At 66.3% G+C, this 19,147-nt stretch carries 19 protein-coding genes and 2 tRNA genes; 11 read left to right on the top strand and 10 right to left on the bottom strand.

What is annotated here, in order from left to right; all coding sequences use genetic code 11:
• Nucleotides 1-15: 15 nt before the first annotated feature.
• The 6 genes from FG94_RS07585 to FG94_RS07610 all read right to left on the bottom strand — a co-directional run bounded on the left by FG94_RS07585 (nt 16) and on the right by FG94_RS07610 (nt 6,211).
• Nucleotides 16-89 (bottom strand) — tRNA-Gly (locus FG94_RS07585).
• Between the two features lie 35 nt (nt 90-124).
• Nucleotides 125-209, bottom strand: a tRNA-Tyr gene (locus FG94_RS07590).
• Nucleotides 210-567: 358 nt separating this feature from the next.
• Nucleotides 568-2,112: an HDOD domain-containing protein gene (locus tag FG94_RS07595; RefSeq protein WP_307188116.1), complete on the bottom strand. Its 1,545-nt coding sequence runs from the start codon at nt 2,110-2,112 to the stop codon at nt 568-570.
• Nucleotides 2,113-2,127: 15 nt separating this feature from the next.
• A complete protein-coding gene (locus FG94_RS07600) occupies nt 2,128-3,810 on the bottom strand; it encodes a tetratricopeptide repeat-containing response regulator (RefSeq protein WP_051996312.1) in 1,683 nt (560 codons plus the stop codon).
• 161 nt (nt 3,811-3,971) lie between these two features.
• Nucleotides 3,972-4,952: a J domain-containing protein gene (locus tag FG94_RS07605; RefSeq protein ID WP_036209134.1), complete on the bottom strand. Its 981-nt coding sequence runs from the start codon at nt 4,950-4,952 to the stop codon at nt 3,972-3,974.
• Nucleotides 4,953-5,062: 110 nt separating this feature from the next.
• Nucleotides 5,063-6,211 carry a class I SAM-dependent methyltransferase gene (locus tag FG94_RS07610; protein ID WP_036209136.1) on the bottom strand — a complete coding sequence of 383 codons (1,149 nt, stop codon included), beginning with the start codon at nt 6,209-6,211 and terminating at the stop codon, nt 5,063-5,065.
• Between the two features lie 75 nt (nt 6,212-6,286).
• On the opposite strand from FG94_RS07610, the gene FG94_RS07615 reads away from it, so the two are divergent.
• The 3 genes from FG94_RS07615 to ttcA are packed head-to-tail and all read left to right on the top strand — an operon-like array spanning nt 6,287 to nt 8,407.
• The gene (locus FG94_RS07615) at nt 6,287-7,078 is read left to right on the top strand and encodes an SDR family oxidoreductase (protein WP_036209138.1); all 792 of its coding nucleotides are present in this window, start codon (nt 6,287-6,289) and stop codon (nt 7,076-7,078) included.
• 13 nt (nt 7,079-7,091) lie between these two features.
• Nucleotides 7,092-7,490 (top strand): dihydroneopterin aldolase, encoded by a 399-nt coding sequence (locus tag FG94_RS07620; RefSeq protein WP_027868217.1) that lies wholly within the window; start codon nt 7,092-7,094, stop codon nt 7,488-7,490.
• Nucleotides 7,487-8,407: a tRNA 2-thiocytidine(32) synthetase TtcA gene (ttcA, locus tag FG94_RS07625; protein ID WP_036209141.1), complete on the top strand. Its 921-nt coding sequence runs from the start codon at nt 7,487-7,489 to the stop codon at nt 8,405-8,407. The genes FG94_RS07620 and ttcA overlap by 4 nt, the downstream gene beginning before the upstream one ends.
• Here ttcA and FG94_RS07630 read toward each other — a convergent pair whose 3' ends face one another.
• Together FG94_RS07630 and FG94_RS07635 are read right to left on the bottom strand one after the other, a co-directional pair.
• Complete coding sequence (locus tag FG94_RS07630; RefSeq protein WP_036209143.1) at nt 8,408-9,025, bottom strand: PEP-CTERM sorting domain-containing protein; 618 nt, start codon at nt 9,023-9,025, stop codon at nt 8,408-8,410.
• Nucleotides 9,026-9,202: 177 nt separating this feature from the next.
• Nucleotides 9,203-9,709: a hypothetical protein gene (locus tag FG94_RS07635; protein WP_152570878.1), complete on the bottom strand. Its 507-nt coding sequence runs from the start codon at nt 9,707-9,709 to the stop codon at nt 9,203-9,205.
• 200 nt (nt 9,710-9,909) lie between these two features.
• On the opposite strand from FG94_RS07635, the gene FG94_RS07640 reads away from it, so the two are divergent.
• The 3 genes from FG94_RS07640 (at nt 9,910) to FG94_RS07650 (ending at nt 12,725) form a co-directional block, all read left to right on the top strand.
• Entirely contained in the window at nt 9,910-10,425 is a 516-nt protein-coding gene (locus tag FG94_RS07640) for a histidine phosphatase family protein (RefSeq protein ID WP_036209149.1), read from the top strand.
• Between the two features lie 126 nt (nt 10,426-10,551).
• Entirely contained in the window at nt 10,552-11,757 is a 1,206-nt protein-coding gene (locus tag FG94_RS07645) for a helix-turn-helix transcriptional regulator (RefSeq protein ID WP_036209152.1), read from the top strand.
• A gap of 5 nt (nt 11,758-11,762) precedes the next feature.
• Complete coding sequence (locus FG94_RS07650) at nt 11,763-12,725, top strand: GlcNAc-transferase family protein (protein ID WP_036209155.1); 963 nt, start codon at nt 11,763-11,765, stop codon at nt 12,723-12,725.
• A gap of 6 nt (nt 12,726-12,731) precedes the next feature.
• Here the strand turns inward: FG94_RS07650 and FG94_RS07655 are convergent, their stop codons facing one another.
• Nucleotides 12,732-13,613, bottom strand: coding sequence for a glycosyltransferase (locus FG94_RS07655; protein ID WP_051996313.1), 882 nt, complete (start codon nt 13,611-13,613; stop codon nt 12,732-12,734).
• Nucleotides 13,610-14,458: a class I SAM-dependent methyltransferase gene (locus FG94_RS07660; protein ID WP_036209157.1), complete on the bottom strand. Its 849-nt coding sequence runs from the start codon at nt 14,456-14,458 to the stop codon at nt 13,610-13,612. Before FG94_RS07660 ends, FG94_RS07655 begins: the two co-directional genes overlap by 4 nt.
• Nucleotides 14,459-14,590: 132 nt before the next feature.
• Here FG94_RS07660 and FG94_RS07665 point away from each other — a divergent pair, with 132 nt between their 5' ends.
• Genes FG94_RS07665 through FG94_RS07685 form a run of 5 tightly spaced genes read left to right on the top strand, consistent with a single transcriptional unit; the run spans nt 14,591 to nt 19,066 of the window.
• The gene (locus FG94_RS07665; protein ID WP_051996314.1) at nt 14,591-15,421 is read left to right on the top strand and encodes an ABC transporter permease; all 831 of its coding nucleotides are present in this window, start codon (nt 14,591-14,593) and stop codon (nt 15,419-15,421) included.
• Nucleotides 15,422-15,423: 2 nt separating this feature from the next.
• Entirely contained in the window at nt 15,424-16,143 is a 720-nt protein-coding gene (locus FG94_RS07670) for an ABC transporter ATP-binding protein (RefSeq protein WP_036209160.1), read from the top strand.
• A 30-nt stretch (nt 16,144-16,173) separates the two neighbouring features.
• The gene (locus FG94_RS07675) at nt 16,174-16,596 is read left to right on the top strand and encodes a capsular biosynthesis protein (protein ID WP_229445883.1); all 423 of its coding nucleotides are present in this window, start codon (nt 16,174-16,176) and stop codon (nt 16,594-16,596) included.
• On the top strand, nt 16,597-18,366 hold the full coding sequence (locus FG94_RS27860) for a phosphotransferase (protein ID WP_036209165.1): 1,770 nt from the start codon (nt 16,597-16,599) through the stop codon (nt 18,364-18,366). It abuts the gene before it with no gap.
• Nucleotides 18,323-19,066, top strand: coding sequence for an NTP transferase domain-containing protein (locus FG94_RS07685; protein WP_036209170.1), 744 nt, complete (start codon nt 18,323-18,325; stop codon nt 19,064-19,066). The genes FG94_RS27860 and FG94_RS07685 overlap by 44 nt, the downstream gene beginning before the upstream one ends.
• Nucleotides 19,067-19,147 lie beyond the last annotated feature (81 nt).

The following is a 19,147-nucleotide window of genomic DNA, read 5'->3' on the forward strand; positions in this document are numbered from 1 at the left end:
AAACACCGCACTAACTGGAGCGGGTGAAGGGAATCGAACCCTCGTCGTAAGCTTGGAAGGCTTCTGCTCTACCATTGAGCTACACCCGCGAGGTACAAATTTCAATTCCTTCGACTCTTCTTTTTGGTGGTGGGGGCTGGATTCGAACCAGCGTACTCAGAGAGGGCAGATTTACAGTCTGCTGCCTTTAACCACTCGGCCACCCCACCGCGAAGAACCGCAGAGTATGAAGCAAGCTCAACGTAGTGTCAACTATGTTTCATCAGACTTTGTCTGGCTTCGCATAGCAGCGTTGCTTCGGGGCGTGATTGTAACGGGCGGGATGCAAAACCACAAGGGTGATTTTGCGCGAATTGCAGGGATGTCGAAATTTAGTGTGTGAAGGCGTGCAGTGCGGCGATTTTTACTTCCAACACCGCCTTCAAAACCGTCGCTCCGGCGAAGGCCGGAGCCCAATTCTTGCGTGCATGGTGATAGCGCTTCGCGGATGCGTCCGTCACTGTTCTGCGGAATTGGATCCCGGCCTGCGCCGGGATGACGACTCATCGGGTAGCGGTAAGAAAGGCGTCAGCCCTGCCCCAGCGCCGCCAGCACCTGCCCCTTGAGCGCCTTGATCAAGGCGGTCTCGTCCGGCGGCACGCCCTCCGGCGCCGGCAGCGTGCGGTCCGCATAGAACAGTCCCAGCTGCACCTTCCCCACCACCAGCGGCAGCACGATGAAGCTGCGCGCATCCGGCAGCAGCTTGCGGTGCCACTCCGGCAGCAGGTCGCGGATCTTGGGACTGGAGGCGTCCGAGATCATCAGGTCGGCGTCGTTCTCCATCGCCAGGTGGAACAGGTCGCGGCTCGAGGCCACCGGGAAGGCGAAGCCGGCCTGCTGGCGCGCGCTGTCCTCGCCCAGCACCACGCGCGCCCGGTACTGGCCGCTCTTGGCATCCTTCAGGCACACGGTGGCGAAGCGAAAGCCGAGCGCGCCGTACAGGGTCTCGAGCACCGCCAGCACCACGTCGTTGACCTTGCCGCCCGAGGCGCGCATCTGGGTCACGTCCTGCACGCCGGCCAGCAGCAGGTCGCGCGCGTTCTTCGGCTTGCCGCTCGGATGCAGGCCCTCGTGCTCCTCCTCGCCGGCGTCGAGCGTGGCCAGCATCAGCACGTTCGGCAAGCCCTTGCCGCCCTCCTGCGCCTCGCTCCTGGGGGTTGGCTGCATGTTCATGCTCTCCAGCAGGGCGCGCATGCCGTCCTGCACCGCCGACAGCAGCGCGTCCATGCGGGAGCGGTCGAGGTCGAGGGCCTCGCCGTAGCGGCCCAGCAGCGCCAGCGCCTCTTTCGAGCCGGCCGGCTCGTGGGTCCTGGCCAACAGGCGCGCCACGTCCAGGCCGAAGGCCGCCACCTGGCGCATCCATTCGCCGCGGTTGGCGGCCACCCGCACGGCGGTGGGCGCCAGGGAAGCCTGGGCGCGCACGATCACGTCCGGGATCTTCCATTCGGCCAGTACCGCCTGCGACAGCGCGTCGTAGCTTGCCCCCAGGATCATCTGCGAAGCCTGCCCGACCGTGTGCTTGCCGCCCGCGACCAGGGCGGCGATCTCGCGGTAGCGCTCGTGCTCGTGGCTGGCCACCAGCAGCGGGGCCAGGTTCTTGAACAGCGCGCAGATCGCCGCTTCCTCGGCGCCCTGGAAGAAGCTGTGGCGCGCCATCTCGCGGCCCACCAGGCTGGCGCACAGGGCCGCTTCCAGCTCCATGCGCACGCTGCCGGCATGTTCCGAGCTGTCGAGCGCATCGACCAGCAACATCGCCAGCGCCGTGGTCTTGACGTTGTCGAAGCCGAGCAGCGAGATGGCGCGCGAGATCGTCGTCACCGGCGTGCCGCCCGGGGTGCGGTACTGGATGGTGTTGGACAGGCGCAGGATGCGCTGGGTCAGCGCCGGGTCTGAGACCACGTAATAGGCCAGGTCGTGGGTGCCCTGGTCGTCGCTCGAGGCCATCTCGACCACGCGGGCGATCGAGGCGCCGAGGGCGAACATCTCTTCGTCGCCGCAGACCTTGTGCATCAGGGCGGCGCGCACGCGCCGGGTCGCGCCTTCCGGCGGAATCGCGTCAAACATTGCTGCCATCGCGGCTCATCTTTCCTATGCTGCTTTCCCCGCGGAGGCGGCTGCGGGGGCGCTTTTCTGGCCCGGTTTGGCCGGGCGCCCCTGCGCGTTGCGTTCGTATTTCCTGAGTACCTGGTGGTGCAGGGCCGACAAGGCGCCCAGCTTCGGGTTGCCCGGGTCGAGCGTGCGCACGTTGCCGATCAGGCTGACGGCCTGCTGGCCGAGCTTGTCCTCCCAGCCGTCGTGCTCGAGGCAGCGCAGGGTCGCCAGCGCGGCATTGAAGGCCACCGCCGGATTGTTCGGCAGCTTGGCCGCGGCTTCCAGCATCATGCTCACGGCGCCCTTGTAGTCGCCGCTGCGGGCGCGCGCCGCGCCGTCGGCCACCAGGTCGACCACGTGCTGGCGGCTTTCCTGCGCCAGCGTGCGCGCCAGGTCGGGAAAGCCCGCCCCTTCCAGCACGCCCATTGCGCGCAGCATGGCGGCGTCGCTCGAGGCATTGCGCATGACCTCGCGCACCAGCTCGGCGCCGCCCTCTTCCATGTTGTTCTCGAGGCAGGTGCGCGCCAGCTCCAGCTTCAGTTCGCTGGAGAGCCCCGGCACCTCGGCGCAGGCCGCCAGGGCGGTCGCCAGGGAGTCGTTCAGGCGCGCTTCGTTGCCGGTGTATTCGTGCAGCAGGGCCGAGGAGATCGCGCTGCACAGCACGGTGGCGGGACGCCCGCCCATCGAACGGTCGAGGTCGCGGATGACCGAGGCCGCGGCCACCGGATCGCCCTTCTTCACCAGCGTGCGCACCAGCTTGACGTGGTCTTCGGGGTCGCGGAATTCGGAATACTTGGCCTTGGCCACTACCTGCTTGAGCGCCTTTTCGGCCGCCGCGGTATCGCCGGCCTCGAAGGCGGTCTCGCCCAGCGTGCGCAGGCGCCGCACGGCATGCGGCGACACCGCCACCGCATCATTCAGCACGGCCTGGGACTTGCCCAGGTCGCCCACCGCCGCGTGGGTGCGCGCCAGCCAGTCGTAGGCGTCGACGAAGTTGCGGTTGGTGTCGACCAGCTCTTCCAGCATCCCCTTGGCTTCGTCGAATTGCTTGCGCAGGAACAGGGTCTTGGCCAGGCCCAGGCGCGCCCAGGCGATCGCCTTCATGTCGATGAGCTTGCGGTAGATCGGTTCGGCCTGGTCCGGCTCGCCCAGGAACACGTGCAGCTCGGCGCGCAGGCGCATGAAGTCGATCGCGTAGCGCGGATGCAGGCGCTCGCCTTCGCTGCAGGCTTCGATCGCTTCGCGCTGGTCGCCGGCTTCCATCAGGGTATACACCGGCATGAAGGCGCTGCGGCGGTCGAGGGCGCGCGCGATGCGGTCCAGCAGGCGGTCGGCGGTAAAAGGCTTGAGGATGTAGTCGGTCGGCGCCAGCTCGGCGGCGCTGACCACCTTGCTGTGGTTGCCCTCGGCCGTGACCATGAAGAACATGGTCGACAGCGGCATCAGCTTGTGGTGGCGCACGTCCTCGAGCAGCTGCTGGCCGTCCTGGCCGCCCTCGAGGTCGTATTCGCACAGGATCATGTCGAAGCTGCGCAGGCCGAGATGCTTGACCGCCAGGTTGGACGAACTGGCGTGTTCGATGCGCGTCAGGCCACACATGTTGAGCATGCTGTGGATGTTGGCGCGCATGCCCGAATGGGGCTCGATGATCAGGGCCGTCAGGCCTTCCAGTTCGTTCATGTATTCTTGTCCAGCCTGCGTTGGGCGTGCGGCAACGCTGCATTGGCGTCGCATCAGCCCAGTATATTACGGCCGGGGAACAAATTACGTAAATTGGGTAAAGACGTAGCGCAACTTTTGGTTGTTGCGCGAAAAAACGACAACCGGGTCTGTTCCGGTCCTCAGCCGCCCGGGGCGAAGGCGGCCGCCTGGCGCAGTTGTACCCGGCGGCCGTTCAGGCATTCGGTCTTGCCGTCGCCGACGATGATGTTCTGATAGCGGACTTCGTACTTTCCGGCGCTGAGCTTGTCGATCACGAAGGTCGCGCGCGCCTGCACGTAGGCGTGGCGCACGTTCGAGCGGCGGTCGAGGTCATAGAGCTTGACGAAGATCGGCGAGGCGTTCGCGCTGTTGTCGATCAGGAACTGCATCTCGCTGCCGCTGTTGCCCACCGGGTAGCCCGGCAGATAACCGGACTCGGCCGGCCACGGGTCGCCGCTGGGGGCGGTCAGGGTCTGCAGGTCGGTGCCGCAGTCGGGCGCACGCGCCGGCACCACCAGCTGGGTCACGGCGAGCGCCTTGATCTCGGGTGGCGGCGCCGAGCCTTCGCCGCCGAAGCGGCGCGCCCAGCCTTCGGTGCTGGCGTCGGTGCCGAGCTCGTCGGGACGGTCGGTGGGTATGCTCGGAACGGGATCCGGCTTGCCGGCCCAGGCCAGCATCGGCGGCAGCTTGCCTTGTGGCGGCTCCATCAGGTAGACGGCGGCGCCCGCGCCGGCCACGAAGCAGGTGGCCAGGCCCAGCCACCAGCGCGGGTCGCGCATCAGGCGCGGACGCGGGCGTGCCGAGGTGTCCGGAACCTTCGGCTCCCAGGCATCCGGCCGCGGCGGGCGGCCGGGCGTCTCTTCCGCGCCGGTGCTTTCCAGCCATTCGACTTCCCACTCTTCCGAGGCGATCCATTCGTCGTGCTCCTTGCGGCGCACCGGGTCGGACAGGGTGTTGTAGGCGGTATTGACGATCGCCATGATGCGGGCGGCTTTTTCGTCGCCCGGATTCTTGTCGGGATGGTATTTCTGGCTGAGGGCCTTGTATGCCGCACGAATGACTTCCGCCGGCGCGCCGCGCGCGACCTTCAGGTTGTCATAGTGGGTATGGATCTTGGCCATAATCTTTCAGGTGCGCGGTTCCGTCGGCGCTGTTCCGTTGACCATCTGCGGACGCTCCGGGTTGTACAGCTTAGCCGGATTTGTATCCGGAGCGCAAGATGTCAAAAATTCTACAGGCGGTGGGCCCGGTCCGCCCGCACGATAGCAATTGGCAAGTCCACACCCTGCCCCACCACCAGCACCTTGAACAGCTCGCCCATCTCGGCCGGCGACACCAGCTTCTGCACCGCCTTCGATTGCGGCAGGAAACGCAGCGCATCGGCCGGGTCGGTTTCCATCAGCAGTTCGCCAATGCCGCAGCCGAGCAGGAAGGAGGCCTGGTTCATGTAGGCCAGCACCGGCAGGCCGGCTTCCTGCGACGCCAGCGCCATCGCGGTGAAGTCCACGTGGGCGGTGATGTCCTGCAGGCCCGGCAGGAAGAACGGATCCGGATGCGAATGGTGGCGGTAGTGGCACATCAGGGTGCCGCCCATGCGCTGGTCGAGGTAGTACTCGTGCGCCGGGAAACCGTAGTCGAACAGGAAGGCGGCGCCGCGCCCGCCCTTCATCATCGCCGCCAGCGAGCCCATGAAGCCTTCGGCCACCGGGTGGATTTCGGTGACGTAGCCGTCCGGCAGATGCTCGGCCTCGGGAATCTGGCGCGCCACCTGGGCCGCAAGCTCCGGCGGCAGCGCCTGCTGGACGAAGGCGAAGGCGCCGTTGTCGACGGTGACCATCTGGCGCTGCCAGCGGCCGTCCTTGCGGATGACGAGTTCGACCGGCATCGCATCGAGCACCTCGTTGGCCAGCACCACGCCGCTGAACGATGCGGGCATGCCGTCCAGCCACGTTACCACCGGCAGATCCTTCAGGGCTTCCTGCTGGCGCGCGCGCAGCTCGCCCGACAATTCGATGATGGTGTACGAGCGCACCTGCACGCCCATCTCGCCAAGCGCGGTGAGCACGTCGCGCGCCAGCTTGCCGGTGCCGGCGCCGAATTCGATGATATCGGGCGCGCTTTGGGCGATAATAGCGGCTGCCGCGCGCGCCAGGGCTGCCCCGAACAGGGGCGACATCTCGGGCGCGGTCGTGAAATCGCCGCTAGCCCCCAGTTTGGACGCGCCGCCGCTGTAATACCCGAGCCTGGGTGCGTACAGCGCCAGTTCCATGAACCGTGAAAACGCCATCGCCCCGCCGAGCTGTTCGATCTCGGCGGCGATCAGTTGTTGCAGGGAGTGGGACGCGGCGAGCGCGTCGGGAGTGGGTGCGGGCAGGGACATGCCGGCATTGTAGCGAAACGGCCAACAAGCAGCATCTTTCAAACTCAGCACACATCCTCAGTACAAAATCGATCGATGACGCAATCCGCCCACACCGCTTCGAAGCTCGCGCTCGTGACCGGCGCCGGCCGCCGCCTGGGGCGTGCGATCGCGCTCGGCCTGGCTGGCGCCGGCTGGGACGTCGCCGTGCACTACCGCCATTCCGAGCGCGAGGCCCTGGAGACGGCGCAAGCCATCCGCGCCCTCGGCCGGCGCGCCGCCCTGTTTCAATGCGACCTGCTCGATGAAGCCGCGGTACGCGCCCTGCCCGGCCGCGTGGCGGCGGAACTGGGCGTGATCAGCTGCGTGGTCAATAACGCATCGTTGTTCGAATACGACAGTGCGACCAGTTTTTCGCCGGCCCTGCTCGCCACGCACATGGGTGCGAACCTGACCGCGCCGCTGCTGCTGGCGCAGGCCCTGCACGCCGCCACGCCGGCAGGCTCGCAGTCCGTGGTGATCAACCTGCTGGACCAGAAACTGTACAATCTCAACCCAGATTTTCTGTCGTACACGCTGTCGAAGGCGGCGCTGCACGCGGCGACCACGATGCTGGCGCAGGCGCTGGCGCCCGCGGTGCGCGTGGTCGGCGTGGCGCCCGGCATCACGATGGTGTCGGGCGAGCAGAGCGAGGAAGGCTTCGCGCAGGCGCACCGCATGACGCCGCTGGGCCGTTCCTCGACCCCGCAGGACATCGCCGATGCGGTGGTGTATGCCGCCGGCGCGCGCGCGCTGACCGGCACCACCCTGCTGGTCGATGGCGGCCAGCACCTGGCGCCATTATCACGAGATGTGATGTTCCTGACTGAAAACAATCAACATTCCTAATAAGGCTCTACCCATGTTATCCGCCCTGATCCACCCGAGCTTGCGCGACTGCCGCCGGCTGTTCCTGCGCAATTACGAAGTCATGATCAACATCGGCGTGCACGACTTCGAGAAGCGGGCGGAACAGCGTGTCCTGATCAACGTCGACCTGTACATCCCGCTCGAGCAGTCGACCCCGAAGGCCGACCAGCTGTCGGAAGTGGTCGACTACGACTTCATGCGCGAGACCATTGCCAAGCGCATCTCGAAAGGCCATATCCACCTGCAGGAAACCCTGTGCGACGACGTGGTCAAGGCGATGCTGACCCACCCTCGGGTGCGCGCCGCGCGCGTGTCGACCATGAAGCCGGACGTCTACCCGGACTGCGAAGGCGTGGGCGTGGAAGTGTTCCAGCTGAAGGAAGAAGCATGAGCGAAGCGGATTTCGACCAGATGAACGCCGATGCCGCCAAGAAGGCGGAGAAGCTGGCGTTCGAGAACAACAAGCTGCACAAGCGCCTGTGCCGCCTGGTGGGCCAGGCGATCGGCGACTTCAACATGATCGAGGACGGCGACAAGGTGATGGTCTGCCTGTCCGGCGGCAAGGACAGCTATGCCCTGCTGGACATCCTGATGACCCTGCGCGAGCGCGCGCCGATCCATTTCGACATCATCGCGGTCAACCTCGACCAGAAGCAGCCGAACTTCCCGGCCGAAGTGCTGCCGGCCTACCTGGACAAACTGGGTGTGCCGTACCACATCGAAAACCAGGACACCTACAGCATCGTCAAGCGCCTGGTCCCGGAAGGCAAGACCACCTGCTCGCTGTGCTCGCGCCTGCGGCGCGGCATCCTGTACCGCGTGGCGGACGAACTGGGCTGCAACAAGATCGCCCTGGGCCACCACCGCGACGACATCCTCGAAACCTTCTTCCTGAACATGTTCTTCGGCGGGAAGCTGAAGGGCATGCCGGCCAAGCTGGTCTCGGACGACGGCAAGCACATGGTGATCCGCCCGCTGGCCTACGTGAAGGAAGCCGATACCGAGCGCTATGCGGAAGTCAAAGGCTTCCCGATCATCCCGTGCGACCTGTGCGGCTCGCAGGAAAACCTGCAGCGCAAGCAGATCAAGGCCATGCTGCGCGATTGGGAAAAGAAGCATCCGGGCCGCGTGGAGAACGTGTTCTCGTCCCTGAGCACCGTGGTGCCCTCGCACCTGCAGGACCGCAACCTGTTCGGCTTCGTCGACCTGAAGACCGACGGCGTGGCGAATCCGAACGGCGACATCGCCTTCGACGAGGAGCCGTGCTCGACACCGGCGGCGAACACGATCTCGCTCACGCAGCTCTGATCATCCAGCCGTGACCGGACCGGGGCGCCGCCAGCGGCGTGCGCCCAGCAGCGCCGCCAGGCCGGCCGCCAGCATCAGGCCGCCGCCCGGCTCGGGCACCGGGGAGATCTGGGTCACCTGCAAGCGCGTGTCCTCCGTCCAGCCATAGCGGCCATAGCTGTCCCGGTAGAATTCGTAACGGTATTCCTTGCCGGTTTCCACCCACACGAGCCGCTCGTTCCTGTCCCCCGGGTACTGGTACCAGCGCGCCGTCATCTCGAACACCGGCCCCGCTTCCCCGTCGGGCGAAAAGCGGAAGTGGCTCAGCGTGCAGTAATTCTGGTAGTCGCCGGCAGTATCGCAAGTGGCATAGTTGCCGGCGACAAGGTCATAGCCGAACCGGAGCTCACTCAGTTCCGACAGGTCGATCCAGCCGTCGCGGTTACTGTCCTCGCCCTTGACCAGCCCACTCAGGTCGAAGGGCGCGGGCGGCGGCGGGACCGGGTCCGGATCCATGCTCCAGTGATAGGCCCGACCGAAGACATCGAGGAATTCGACCTTCCACGTGGTTTCCTGTGCCTGTGTGCTGGCGGCTACCAGCGCCAAAGCGGCAGTGGCCAGCAGTTGCCGATTCTCCATTTACTCCTCCTCTGGAAAAACGCATCGCTGAAGCCGCAGGCCAATCGGCTGGCGGCCTCGGGCATAGAGTAGCGCTGCAAGGAGAGCGTGTCGCGCGAGCGCCCATGCGTGCGCAGCATGTGCGCAAAAATACAACTCAGCAGCAAACAAGCGCTGCCGCGTCGAAGGAGGCCCTCATCATGGCCGCGCAGCCTTGCCGCTTGCCAGACCAGCACGCAAGGAACGCTGAACCTTCCAGACGATGAACAAGGCGCCCCGGACCGTGATCGTGGCATCCGTTCTCTCCACGGTCACGTTCCCCTCGGCCCAGCGCAGACATTTCGGCAAATTCTGCTCAAAGTTGACGCCCCCGTCCTTGTCGGCCCGCGGACGATATCCCAGCGCATCCAGCTCGCTTTTCACTGCTGCAGGCAGCTGAGGTGAATAGGGCTGGAGAACGAATTCAGCCGGAAGCGCCATGAAGACCGAAGGCAGCGAACCAAACACCGCAGCGATGACGGCTTCCAGAGGCAGCAGCCGTAATCCGGCTAGCACCAACAGGCCATTCACCACCACGAGCATCGCGAGGACGAGTACAGCCCATGCCTGAAACTGCGTCCACGATTGAAATAGCAGTAGATAACGCCATACCGGTCGTGGAAACTGGAGCGGGGACACGATTGAACCGCTGCTTGGCGACGACATTCAAACTCCTCTCACAGGTGCAATGCTGACAGAGGAATCATAATCACTTGGCATTTGCGTTTATTGCCTTCCGACAATTTAGCCGAGCCATTCATCCGCTTTGCCGTCTCATGCCTTGAAGTGATCGCCGCTTCGGCGGCTGCATGGAGGCGAGGACATGGTACTCTGCTTTTTTTCCAGAAGACCTATAAGAGGATCCCATGAGCCTGTCCGCCCGCCTGTTCCGCTGCCTGTCCTTCAGCCTGGCCATCCTCGCCCCCGGTGCGGCGCTGGCCGAGCCGAGCGCGATCTACCTCGTGCGCCATGGCGAGAAGGCCAGCGTGGGCCAGGACCCGGAGCTGACCCCGCAAGGCCAGGCGCGGGCGCAGGCGATTGCCACCATCCTGTCGCGCACCGGCATCACCGCCGTGTTCAGCACGCCGACCCAGCGCACGCGCCAGACCGCCCAGCCGCTGGCCCAGCGCATCGGGCTCGAGGTGCAGCTGTATGACCCGCGTGCGCCGAAAGCGCTGGTCGAGAAGGTGAAAGCCTTGTCCGGGCCGGTGCTGGTGGTGGGTCACTCGAACACCCTGCCGGAACTGGTGCGGCTGTTCGGCGGCGCGCCCGGCGCCGACATCGGCGACGACGAATACGACCGCGTCTACCAGCTCACGCCGGGGTCAGGAGGCGCGGTCAGGACGGTCCTGCTGAGTTCCCCACCATCCAGCCCGCTCTGATCCGGAGCTGTTCTGTATTATCAATGCAACAATATTAAAATTTCGGCGAGGCGGCAGGACAACCAGTAGTTTCAATACTTCTTTGCATCAGTTAGGATGCATGGGAATTATTGAGCGGAGCAAATTTTGGATCTGTCCCAGGCGCAGTTCGACCGCGCCGTCAACCTCATCTACGACACGCTGGACAACCGGGCCGCCTGGCGCAGCGTGCTCGAATGCCTGCACGAGGCGGTCGGCGGGCGCGCCATCCACCTGCTCGCTTTCGACGCCGCCCATGGCGCCCTGTCGTACAGCGACGGCGCCGACATGGCGCCGCAGATCGACCTGGAATACATCCAGAAATACCAGTTCGTCGATCCGCGTGTCGGGCTGATGCGTACGCAATGGGCGGACGGGTGGCTGCACTGCCACGAGCATTTCGACGAAGCCTTCGTCGCCAGCGATCCGTTCTACCAGGAGTTCCTGCTCCCGCACGGCGCGCGCTACCTGACGGCCTGCAAGCTGGTCGAGAACAGCGAGGCGACCGTGCTGCTGGCCTGCTTGCGCCGTCCCGGCGAAGGCCCGATGCCGCCGGATGCCCTGGCCTTCCTCGACCGCTTGCGCCCGCACCTGCAGCGTGCCACGCGCATGGGCCTGGCGCAGTTCGTGTATTCGGCCCAGGCCCTGGTCGGGCACGCGCTGGTCGACAAGCTGCGCCAGCCGGTCATGCTCCTGACCACCGGCGGCGAGGTGGTGCTGGCGAACGAGGCGGCGCGCTGCCTGCTCGACTCGACCAGCCTGGTGCAGGTGCTTGAGAAGCGCCTGGTGCTGCCGCAAGCCTACCGCCGCGCCTTCCTGGGCCAGTGCGCGGAGCTCGAGCACAGGGCACGCACCGCTGCCGGCGCCGGTGCGGATACGGACAAGGCCTTCCGCTCCCTGCACATGACCAGCGAGCCCGGCGCCGCGCAGGACGTCCTGTATGGCTTCTTCACCCTCTTGGTGCCGGAACGCACCCTGGGCAGCTTCGGCCTGCGCCCGCTGGTGATGCTGTTCTTCTACCACCCGACCTCGGCCCAGGAGATCGATTCGGACCTGCTCACCGCGGCATTCGGCCTGTCCCACGCCGAATGCCGCGTGGCCTCGCTGCTGGCCGACGGCATGCCGCTGAAGAGCATCGCCGAGACGCTGGGAGTGCAGTACGATACGGTGCGCAAGCAGCTGGTGTCGATCTACCAGAAGACCGCGACCAACCGCCAGCCGGAGCTGGTGCGGCTCCTGATGAACCTTCCCGCATCGGCCGTGCAGCGCGCGCTCAAGGCCGACGGCGGCCCCTTCCAGGGAATCACCGCTTGAGCCCGATGACGCCACCGAGCAGCCCGACGATCTTCATCAGCATCGCGTCCTACCTCGACTCGATGCTGTTCTTCACCCTGAACGACGCGGTGGCGAAAGCCGCCCGCCCGGAGCTGCTGTCGCTGGGCGTGGTCGGCCAGCACCTCGAGGACCAGCGTGCCGCGATTGCCGCCCTGCCCTTCGCGCGCCGGGTGCGCTACGTGCACCTGCACCCGCAGGACACGCTGGGCGTGAGCTGGGCGCGCAGCACCGCCTTTTCGCTGTACGACGGCGAAGCCTTCCTGCTGCAGGTCGATTCGCACACCCTGTTCGAGCCGGGCTGGGACGAGCAGTTGCGCAGCCTGCACGCGACACTGGGCGAGCGCTCGGCCAAGCCGATCATCAGCACCTATCCCTACCGCTTCGACATGGTCGACGGCAAGCCCCAGTACACCCCGGGCGAAGGCCGCACTGCGCTGGTGCTGCGCCCGCATCCGGAAAAGAACCTAACACCTGGCGATGCCGTGCTGCGCTTCATGGCGCGCCACCTGTTCACCAGCGAGCCGGTGATGGGCTGCCACGTATCCGCCGGCTTCCTGTTCGCGGCCGGCAGCTTCGTGGAAGAGGTTCCCTACGACCCCTGGCTGTACTTCCATGGCGAAGAGCAGAGCCTGGCGGTGCGCGCCTTCACGCACGGCTGGGACATCTTTCATCCGCTCACCACGCCGGTCTACCACCTGTACAAGACCGAAGGGACGCCCTACGAAACTCACCACTGGCACGGCGAGCTGGATGCGCGGCGCGCCTTCACATCCCACTACCTGACCGAGCGTGCCAAACTGCGCCTGAACCGCCTGCTGATGGGCGATGGCCTGCCCGGCGCCTATGGGCTCGGTACGGTGCGCAGCATGGCCCAGTATGCCGAACTGAGCGGCATCGACTACGCAAGGCAGACCATCAGCGATCCTTTCGGCGGGCAGCTTTACTAAGGCGCTCTAAGGCGCCACGTCCCCGGCGGCGTCGATGCCCACGCCGCCTTCTCCTTTCGCAAGCGAGATGCTGCCTAGCGCGCGGGCATTGACCCGCTCTCGCTCCTCGTCGAACCACCAGCCCCATTTGTTGAAGTAGCGCACCGCGGAAGCGCTGTGATGGCACAGCAGCCGCCAGTCACGGTAGGAGCCACGGCCATATTCGTACATCACCGTCACGTGCGGATAGAACACTGTGCGTCCGACACGGGCCAGCCGCCGCGACAGGTCGACGTCCTCGAAATACAGGAAGAAACGTTCGTCGAACAGCCCCGCCCTGGCCAGCGCATCGGTGCGGATCAGCATGAAGCATACGGACAGGACCGGCACGTCCATGATGCGGTCGTAACCGCTCGCATGCATCTCGTAGTCGCGCTGGAGTCCCGTGCGCCGGTGCAGCCAGGGCAGGAAGCGCCGCGTCGCCAGGCCGATCGGCGCCGGCAGGAGCTTGCACAGCGGCTGCAGGCGGCCATCGGGGAAGCAGATGCGCGGGGACAGCATGGCCACGTCGGCCTGGCTTTCCATGTAGGCCAGCAGGCGCGGAAAGCTGTCTTCAGAAAAATAAATATCGGGATTGAGGACGAAGTGGTAGCGGCTGCCGGCTTCCATCGCGGCGCGCATCGCCCGGTTGTGCGAACGGCCGAAGCCCGGATTGTCGGGCTGGTGCCAGTGCAGGGCCTGGTAGCGCGGCGCCAGGCTGCGCAGGCTGTCCTCGGGGGAGTTCTCGATCAGGTAGGTCAGCAGCCGCGGCCAGCTCCCGCTCACCCCGCGCAGCAGGCGCTCGATCTGCTCGGGGGGATTGGCGTACGCCACCACCGAGCAGCTGGCCAGTACCGGCGCCCGCGTCATTTTTTCGGCCCGCGCAGGTGGAAAAAGGCCATGTGCGTGAACCAGGCGTCGTCCCATCCATGGCAGTTGGGATGGACCTCGGCCAGGACACGCTCGCGCCCGCCGCCGCGCCCGTCCGGCCGGCCCAGCGAGATGTCGTGGAACCAGACGTCGGCCTGGCGGAACCAGCGGCCGAAGTCTTCCAGCACGCGCGGGATGTCGTCGGTGCCGAAGGCGACGTCGCAGGCGCTGTTGGTGCCGGCCGCGTCCCAGCGGTTCTCGGTCCAGCGCGCGTGCAGGCGGTCGATGTGGTGGATGTCGACCAGGAAGGCCTCGTTGATGGGCGGCGGTGCGGTGCGGCAATAGGGGTAGTAGCGCGAGAAGAAGAACTGCAGCGTGGCGCAGCCCTCGGGACGCAGGATGCGCACGATGTCGTCGAGGATGCGGGCGCGCGTGTCGTACACGCAGATGTGCTGCATCGAGATGGCGCAGTAGGCGAAATCGTAGGCGCCGGACGGGGCCTCGCCGCAGTCGGTGCCGCTGCTCAGGAAGATCTCGGCGTTCGGGGTGCGGGCGCGCGCCGCCCGCACCATCTTTTTGGAAATGTCGGCGCCGTCGACCTGGCGCAGCAGGCGCGACATGCGCCGCACCATGCGGCCTTCGCCGCAGCCGATCTCGAAGCCGCGTGCCGATTGCGGGTCGGCCAGCACGGGCTTGCGGATGTCGCCGTACAGGTGCAGCAGGTGGGTCTCGTAGGGAAAGTTCTCGTGGTAGTCGTAATTGCCGACGATCTCCTCGACATCCGCAGGCGAGTCGTCATAGAAAGTCTTTTGCATGCGCGCATACTGCTTGAGGAAATTGTCCATCGACGTCTCCGGAACCGGCCCGCGGCCACATGAAGATTCAGACGGCATGACAGGATCGGCAGTTGCATCGGTATCGCGCCCGATTGCGCAAGATCAGGCGCACGGGGACACGGCAGGCCAGAATCGCCCATCATGTCAACCACCGCCACGACCACCATGAACGGCAGCGTGCGCAAGGTCCTGGGCGGGCCCGCCCTGGCCGACCTGCGCCACGCCTGGGGACTGCTGCACGTGATCGCTTTCATCGCGGCCAGCGACCTGCGCGCGCGCTACCGGCGCAGCGTGCTCGGCCCGTTCTGGATGACGCTCGGCACCGCCGCCGGCACGCTCGGCCTCGGCCTCGTCTGGAGCGAGCTGCTGCGCATGGAGCGCGCCAGCTTCGTGCCTTCGCTCACCTGCGGCCTGATCCTGTGGCAACTGCTCAGCGGTTGTATCCTCGAATCCACCACTACCTACTGGCGGCAGGCGGCGCTGATCCGCAACATCAGCATGCCATTGTCGATGCCGCCCATCCAGATGGTGCTCAAGCACCTGATCAACTTCGCGCACAACCTGCCGGTGCTGCTCGCGGTCGTGCTGATGTTCGACGTGCCCGTCACGCGCTACACCCTGCTGGCCCTGCCCTGCCTGCTGCTGGTGGCGGCCAACCTGCTGTGGCTGGCGCTGCTGCTCAGCATGCTCGGCGCGCGCTTCCGCGATCTCGAATACGTGCTGGGCGCCGCCATGCCGCTGCTGATGTTCCTCAGTCCGGTGTTCTACCGGCCCGACTACCTGCCCTTCAGCGCGGAGTTCATCTGGTTCAATCCGTTCAGCCACCTGATCGAGCTGATGCGCTACCCGCTGCTGGGCGCGGCGCCGCCCGGCTTCGTGGTGCTGACCAATGCCCTGCTGTGCCTGGGCGGCTGGATCCTCACCCTGTGGCTGTTCAACGCCAAGCGCAACCGCATCGCCTACTGGCTCTGATCATGGCGCGCCTCGAATTCGACCGCGTGACGGTCCAGTATCCGGTCTACGACGTACGCGCCAAGTCCCTGCGCCGGCACCTGATGCGGGTATCGACCGGCGGGCGCATCGAAGCCGAGGGAAGCGGCATCCAGCTCGTCACCGCGCTGCGCGACGCCAGCTTCCGGCTGCGCGACGGCGACAGCGTCGGGCTGCTGGGCCACAACGGCGCCGGTAAGAGCACCCTGCTGCGCACCATGGCCGGGGTGTACTGCCCCTCGTCCGGCAGCGTGCTGCGCGAAGGCCAGGTGGCCACCGTGTTCGAGCTGGGGGCCGGCATGGAAAGCGAACTGAGCGGTTACGAAAACATCCGGCGCATGGCGATGCTGCTCGGGATCGGCAAGCGCGAGATCGCCGCACGCCTGCCCGACATTGAGGAATTCACCCAGCTCGGCTCCTTCCTGCACCTGCCGGTGCGCACCTATTCGGCCGGTATGGCCACGCGCCTGATGTTCGCGGTGGCCACCTCGACCAGTCCGGACATCCTGCTGGTCGATGAGATCTTCGGCGCCGGCGACGCCGAGTTCCAGCTGAAGGCCGCCACCCGCATGGAAGCACTGATCTCCTCGGTGCGCATCTTCGTGTTCGCCTCGCACGACATCGCGGCCCTCAAGCGCCACTGCCGACGCTTCTTCCGGCTCGAACACGGGCTCTTGTGCGAAGTCGACGCCAACCTCCTGTGAGTGCCTGTGGGCATCGTGCGCACGATAGACATGGATCATAAATCCGCTTCCGGCCCCGCCTATTCTGGTCGCATGAAACGCCTGATCATCGACCTCGACGACACCATCGCCTACTGCACAGAAGCGGGCTATGCGCATGCGCTTCCCAACCTGGCCCTGATCGCCCGCCTGCGCGACTACCAGCGCGACGGCTTCGACATCGTGATCAGCACCAGCCGCAACGTGCGCACCTACAGCGGCAACGTCGGCAAGATCAACCTGCACACGCTGCCTCTCATCGTCGAATGGCTGTCGCGCCACGGCGTGCCCTGCGACGAGCTCCACGTCGGCAAGCCGTGGTGCGGCACGCAAGGCTTCTATGTCGACGACAAGGCCGTGCGGCCGTCGGAATTCCTGCGCTATTCCCTCGCCGACATCTCGGCCCTGCTGGCGGACGAACGGCGCGAGGCATAAATGCTGCTCATTACTTCCGGCGCCTACGTCGACAGCGAGTTGTACGCCGAGTTCGGCCGCATTCCGCCCGCCTTTCTTCCCGTGGGTAACCAGCGGCTGTTCACCTACCAGGCGCGGCGCCATGGCGCCCGCCATGCGCAGGTGGTCATGACGGTGCCGGGCGACTTCGCACTCGACGAGGCCGACGCCGCCTGCCTGCAAGCCTGCGGCATCACGCTCTACCGTACCGAAACCGGCGCGGCGCTGGGCTGGGCGGTGCACGACTTCCTCTGCACGCACGGCGTCAGCGGGCCGATCGAAATCCTGTACGGCGACACCCTGATCGACGACCCGCCGCGCAGCGGCAGCGACTGGCTGGCGGTGGGCCAGACCGACGAGTACTACGACTGGTACCACGAAGTGCCCAGGCACGGCCAGCCGGGCGGCATCTGGACCGGCATGTTCGCGTTTTCCGATCCGGCGCGGCTGCGCGAACTGCTGGCCGAAGGGGGAGATTTCATCGCCTCGGTCGTCGCCTACGAGCGCCAGGTCGGCCTGGACCACTGGCCGGTCGCGCGCTGGCTCGACTTCGGCCACGTGCACACCTATTTCGATTCCAAGCGCACCGTCACCACCCAGCGCCACTTCAACCAGTTGCGCGTGTCCGACGGCGTGGTCACCAAGACCGGCGACGACAGCGGCAAGATCGCGGCCGAGGCCGAATGGTTCGAACGGGCGCCGCGCTCCGTCAAGCCCTTCCTGGCTCCCTACATCGGGCGCACCGACGAGTGCTGCGGCTGCGGCTACCAACTCGAATACCTGCACCTGGCCGCCCTGAACGAGCTCTACGTCTTCGGACGCCTGCCGGAGCGGGTCTGGGCACGCATCTTCCGTGCCGCCGATGCCTTCCTGCGCACCGCGCGGGCGGTCCCGCTGGACCAGCCCCCTCCGCTCGACGCCATCCGCCAGGCCTACCGCGACAAGACCCTGTCGCGGCTCGAGGCCTACGCCGCCACGGCCGGGTGCGACCTCGACGCCGACTGGGCCCTCAACGGCGTACGCACGCCCTCGCTGCGCGTCATCGCCGAACAGGCCTGCGCCGCGGTCGACGCCGGCCCTCCCGAACCCAGCTTCCTGCACGGCGACTTCTGCTTCAGCAACATCCTGTTCGACTTCCGCGCCGGCCGCGTCAAGACCATCGATCCGCGCGGGACCGATGCCAACGGCCGCCCCTCCCGCTTCGGCGACCTGCGCTACGACATCGGCAAGCTCGCCCATTCGGTGCTCGGGCTGTACGACCACATCGTGGCCGGGCACTTCGTGCTGGAAGACGACGACCGGCCAGGCGAACGGCCTGGCCTGCAATTGAGCAGTGCGGGCAACGCCCAGTTCGGCGAACCGCGGAACCTGCAGCTGAGCGGCGACCTGGACGGGCAAGGCAAGGGCCGGACGCGTCTTCAAGTGGGCGCGCCGCCGCTCTCGCCGGTGCGCTCCTCGACCGGCTCAGCCCTGCATGGACTGCCTCCCGGCCACGCGCTGCGCTTCCGGGTCCTGGCCCAGCGCACCGGGCCGATCCGCGAGCTGTTCCTGGCCACGCACTTCGCCGGCCGCCTGCCCACCGCATGGGATTGCTACCCGGTCATGGTGCTGCTGTTCCTGTCGATGCTGCCGCTGCACGCCGACGCCCCGCTACGCCAACGCGCCCTGCTAGCCAATGCCATCCGCGTTTACCTCGAATGGAGAGCGCATGATCGTGATTCCGATGGCGGGAATGAGCCGCCGCTTCTTTGACGCCGGCTATTCCCGCCCCAAGTACGAACTGCCGCTCGACGGGCAGACGCTGTTCGGCTGCTGCCTGCGCTCGTTCGAACACTACTTCGGCAGCGAGCGCTTCGTGTTCGTCCACCGCCATGCCTTCGGCGCCGACGACTTCATCGCGCGCGAATGCGACAGGCTGGGCCTGGACGACTACCTTGCGGTCGGCCTCGGCGAGACCACGCGCGGCCAGGCCGAAACCGTGCTGCGCGGCCTGGACGCTGCCGGCGCCGGCGGCAACGAGGCCCTGCTCATCTTCAACATCGACACCATCCGTCCACGTTACCGCTTCCCCGAGGCCATGGGGTCGAGCGACGGCTACCTGGAAGTGTTCGCCGGCGAGGGGGCGCACTGGTCCTTCGTGCGCCCCGCCACCTCGCTCTGCCCCCTGGTTGCCGAGACCACCGAGAAGCGCCGCGTCTCCCCGCTGTGCAGCACCGGGCTGTACTACTTCGCGCGCGCCGCCGATTTCGGCGCCAGCTGCGAGCATGCGCTCGGCGATGGCGGCCGCTACCTGCGCCAATGGGGCGAACTCTACGTCGCGCCCCTGTACAACCACTTGGTCTCGTCGGGCAAGCGCATCATGTACCACCAGATCGGTGCGCACGAGGTGCACTTCGCCGGCACGCCGCAGGAATACAGCGCCTTGCAGGACAACGCACGGAGCCTGTTTTGATCTACATATCGCTCCCCGTGCACACGCAGGCAGGGGTAGTCGCAGGACAAGCGAGGAATTTCGCCGCCTTCTTCCCCGAGG

The organism is Massilia sp. LC238, assembly GCF_000735635.1.
Lineage (GTDB): Bacteria > Pseudomonadota > Gammaproteobacteria > Burkholderiales > Burkholderiaceae_D > Telluria > Telluria varians.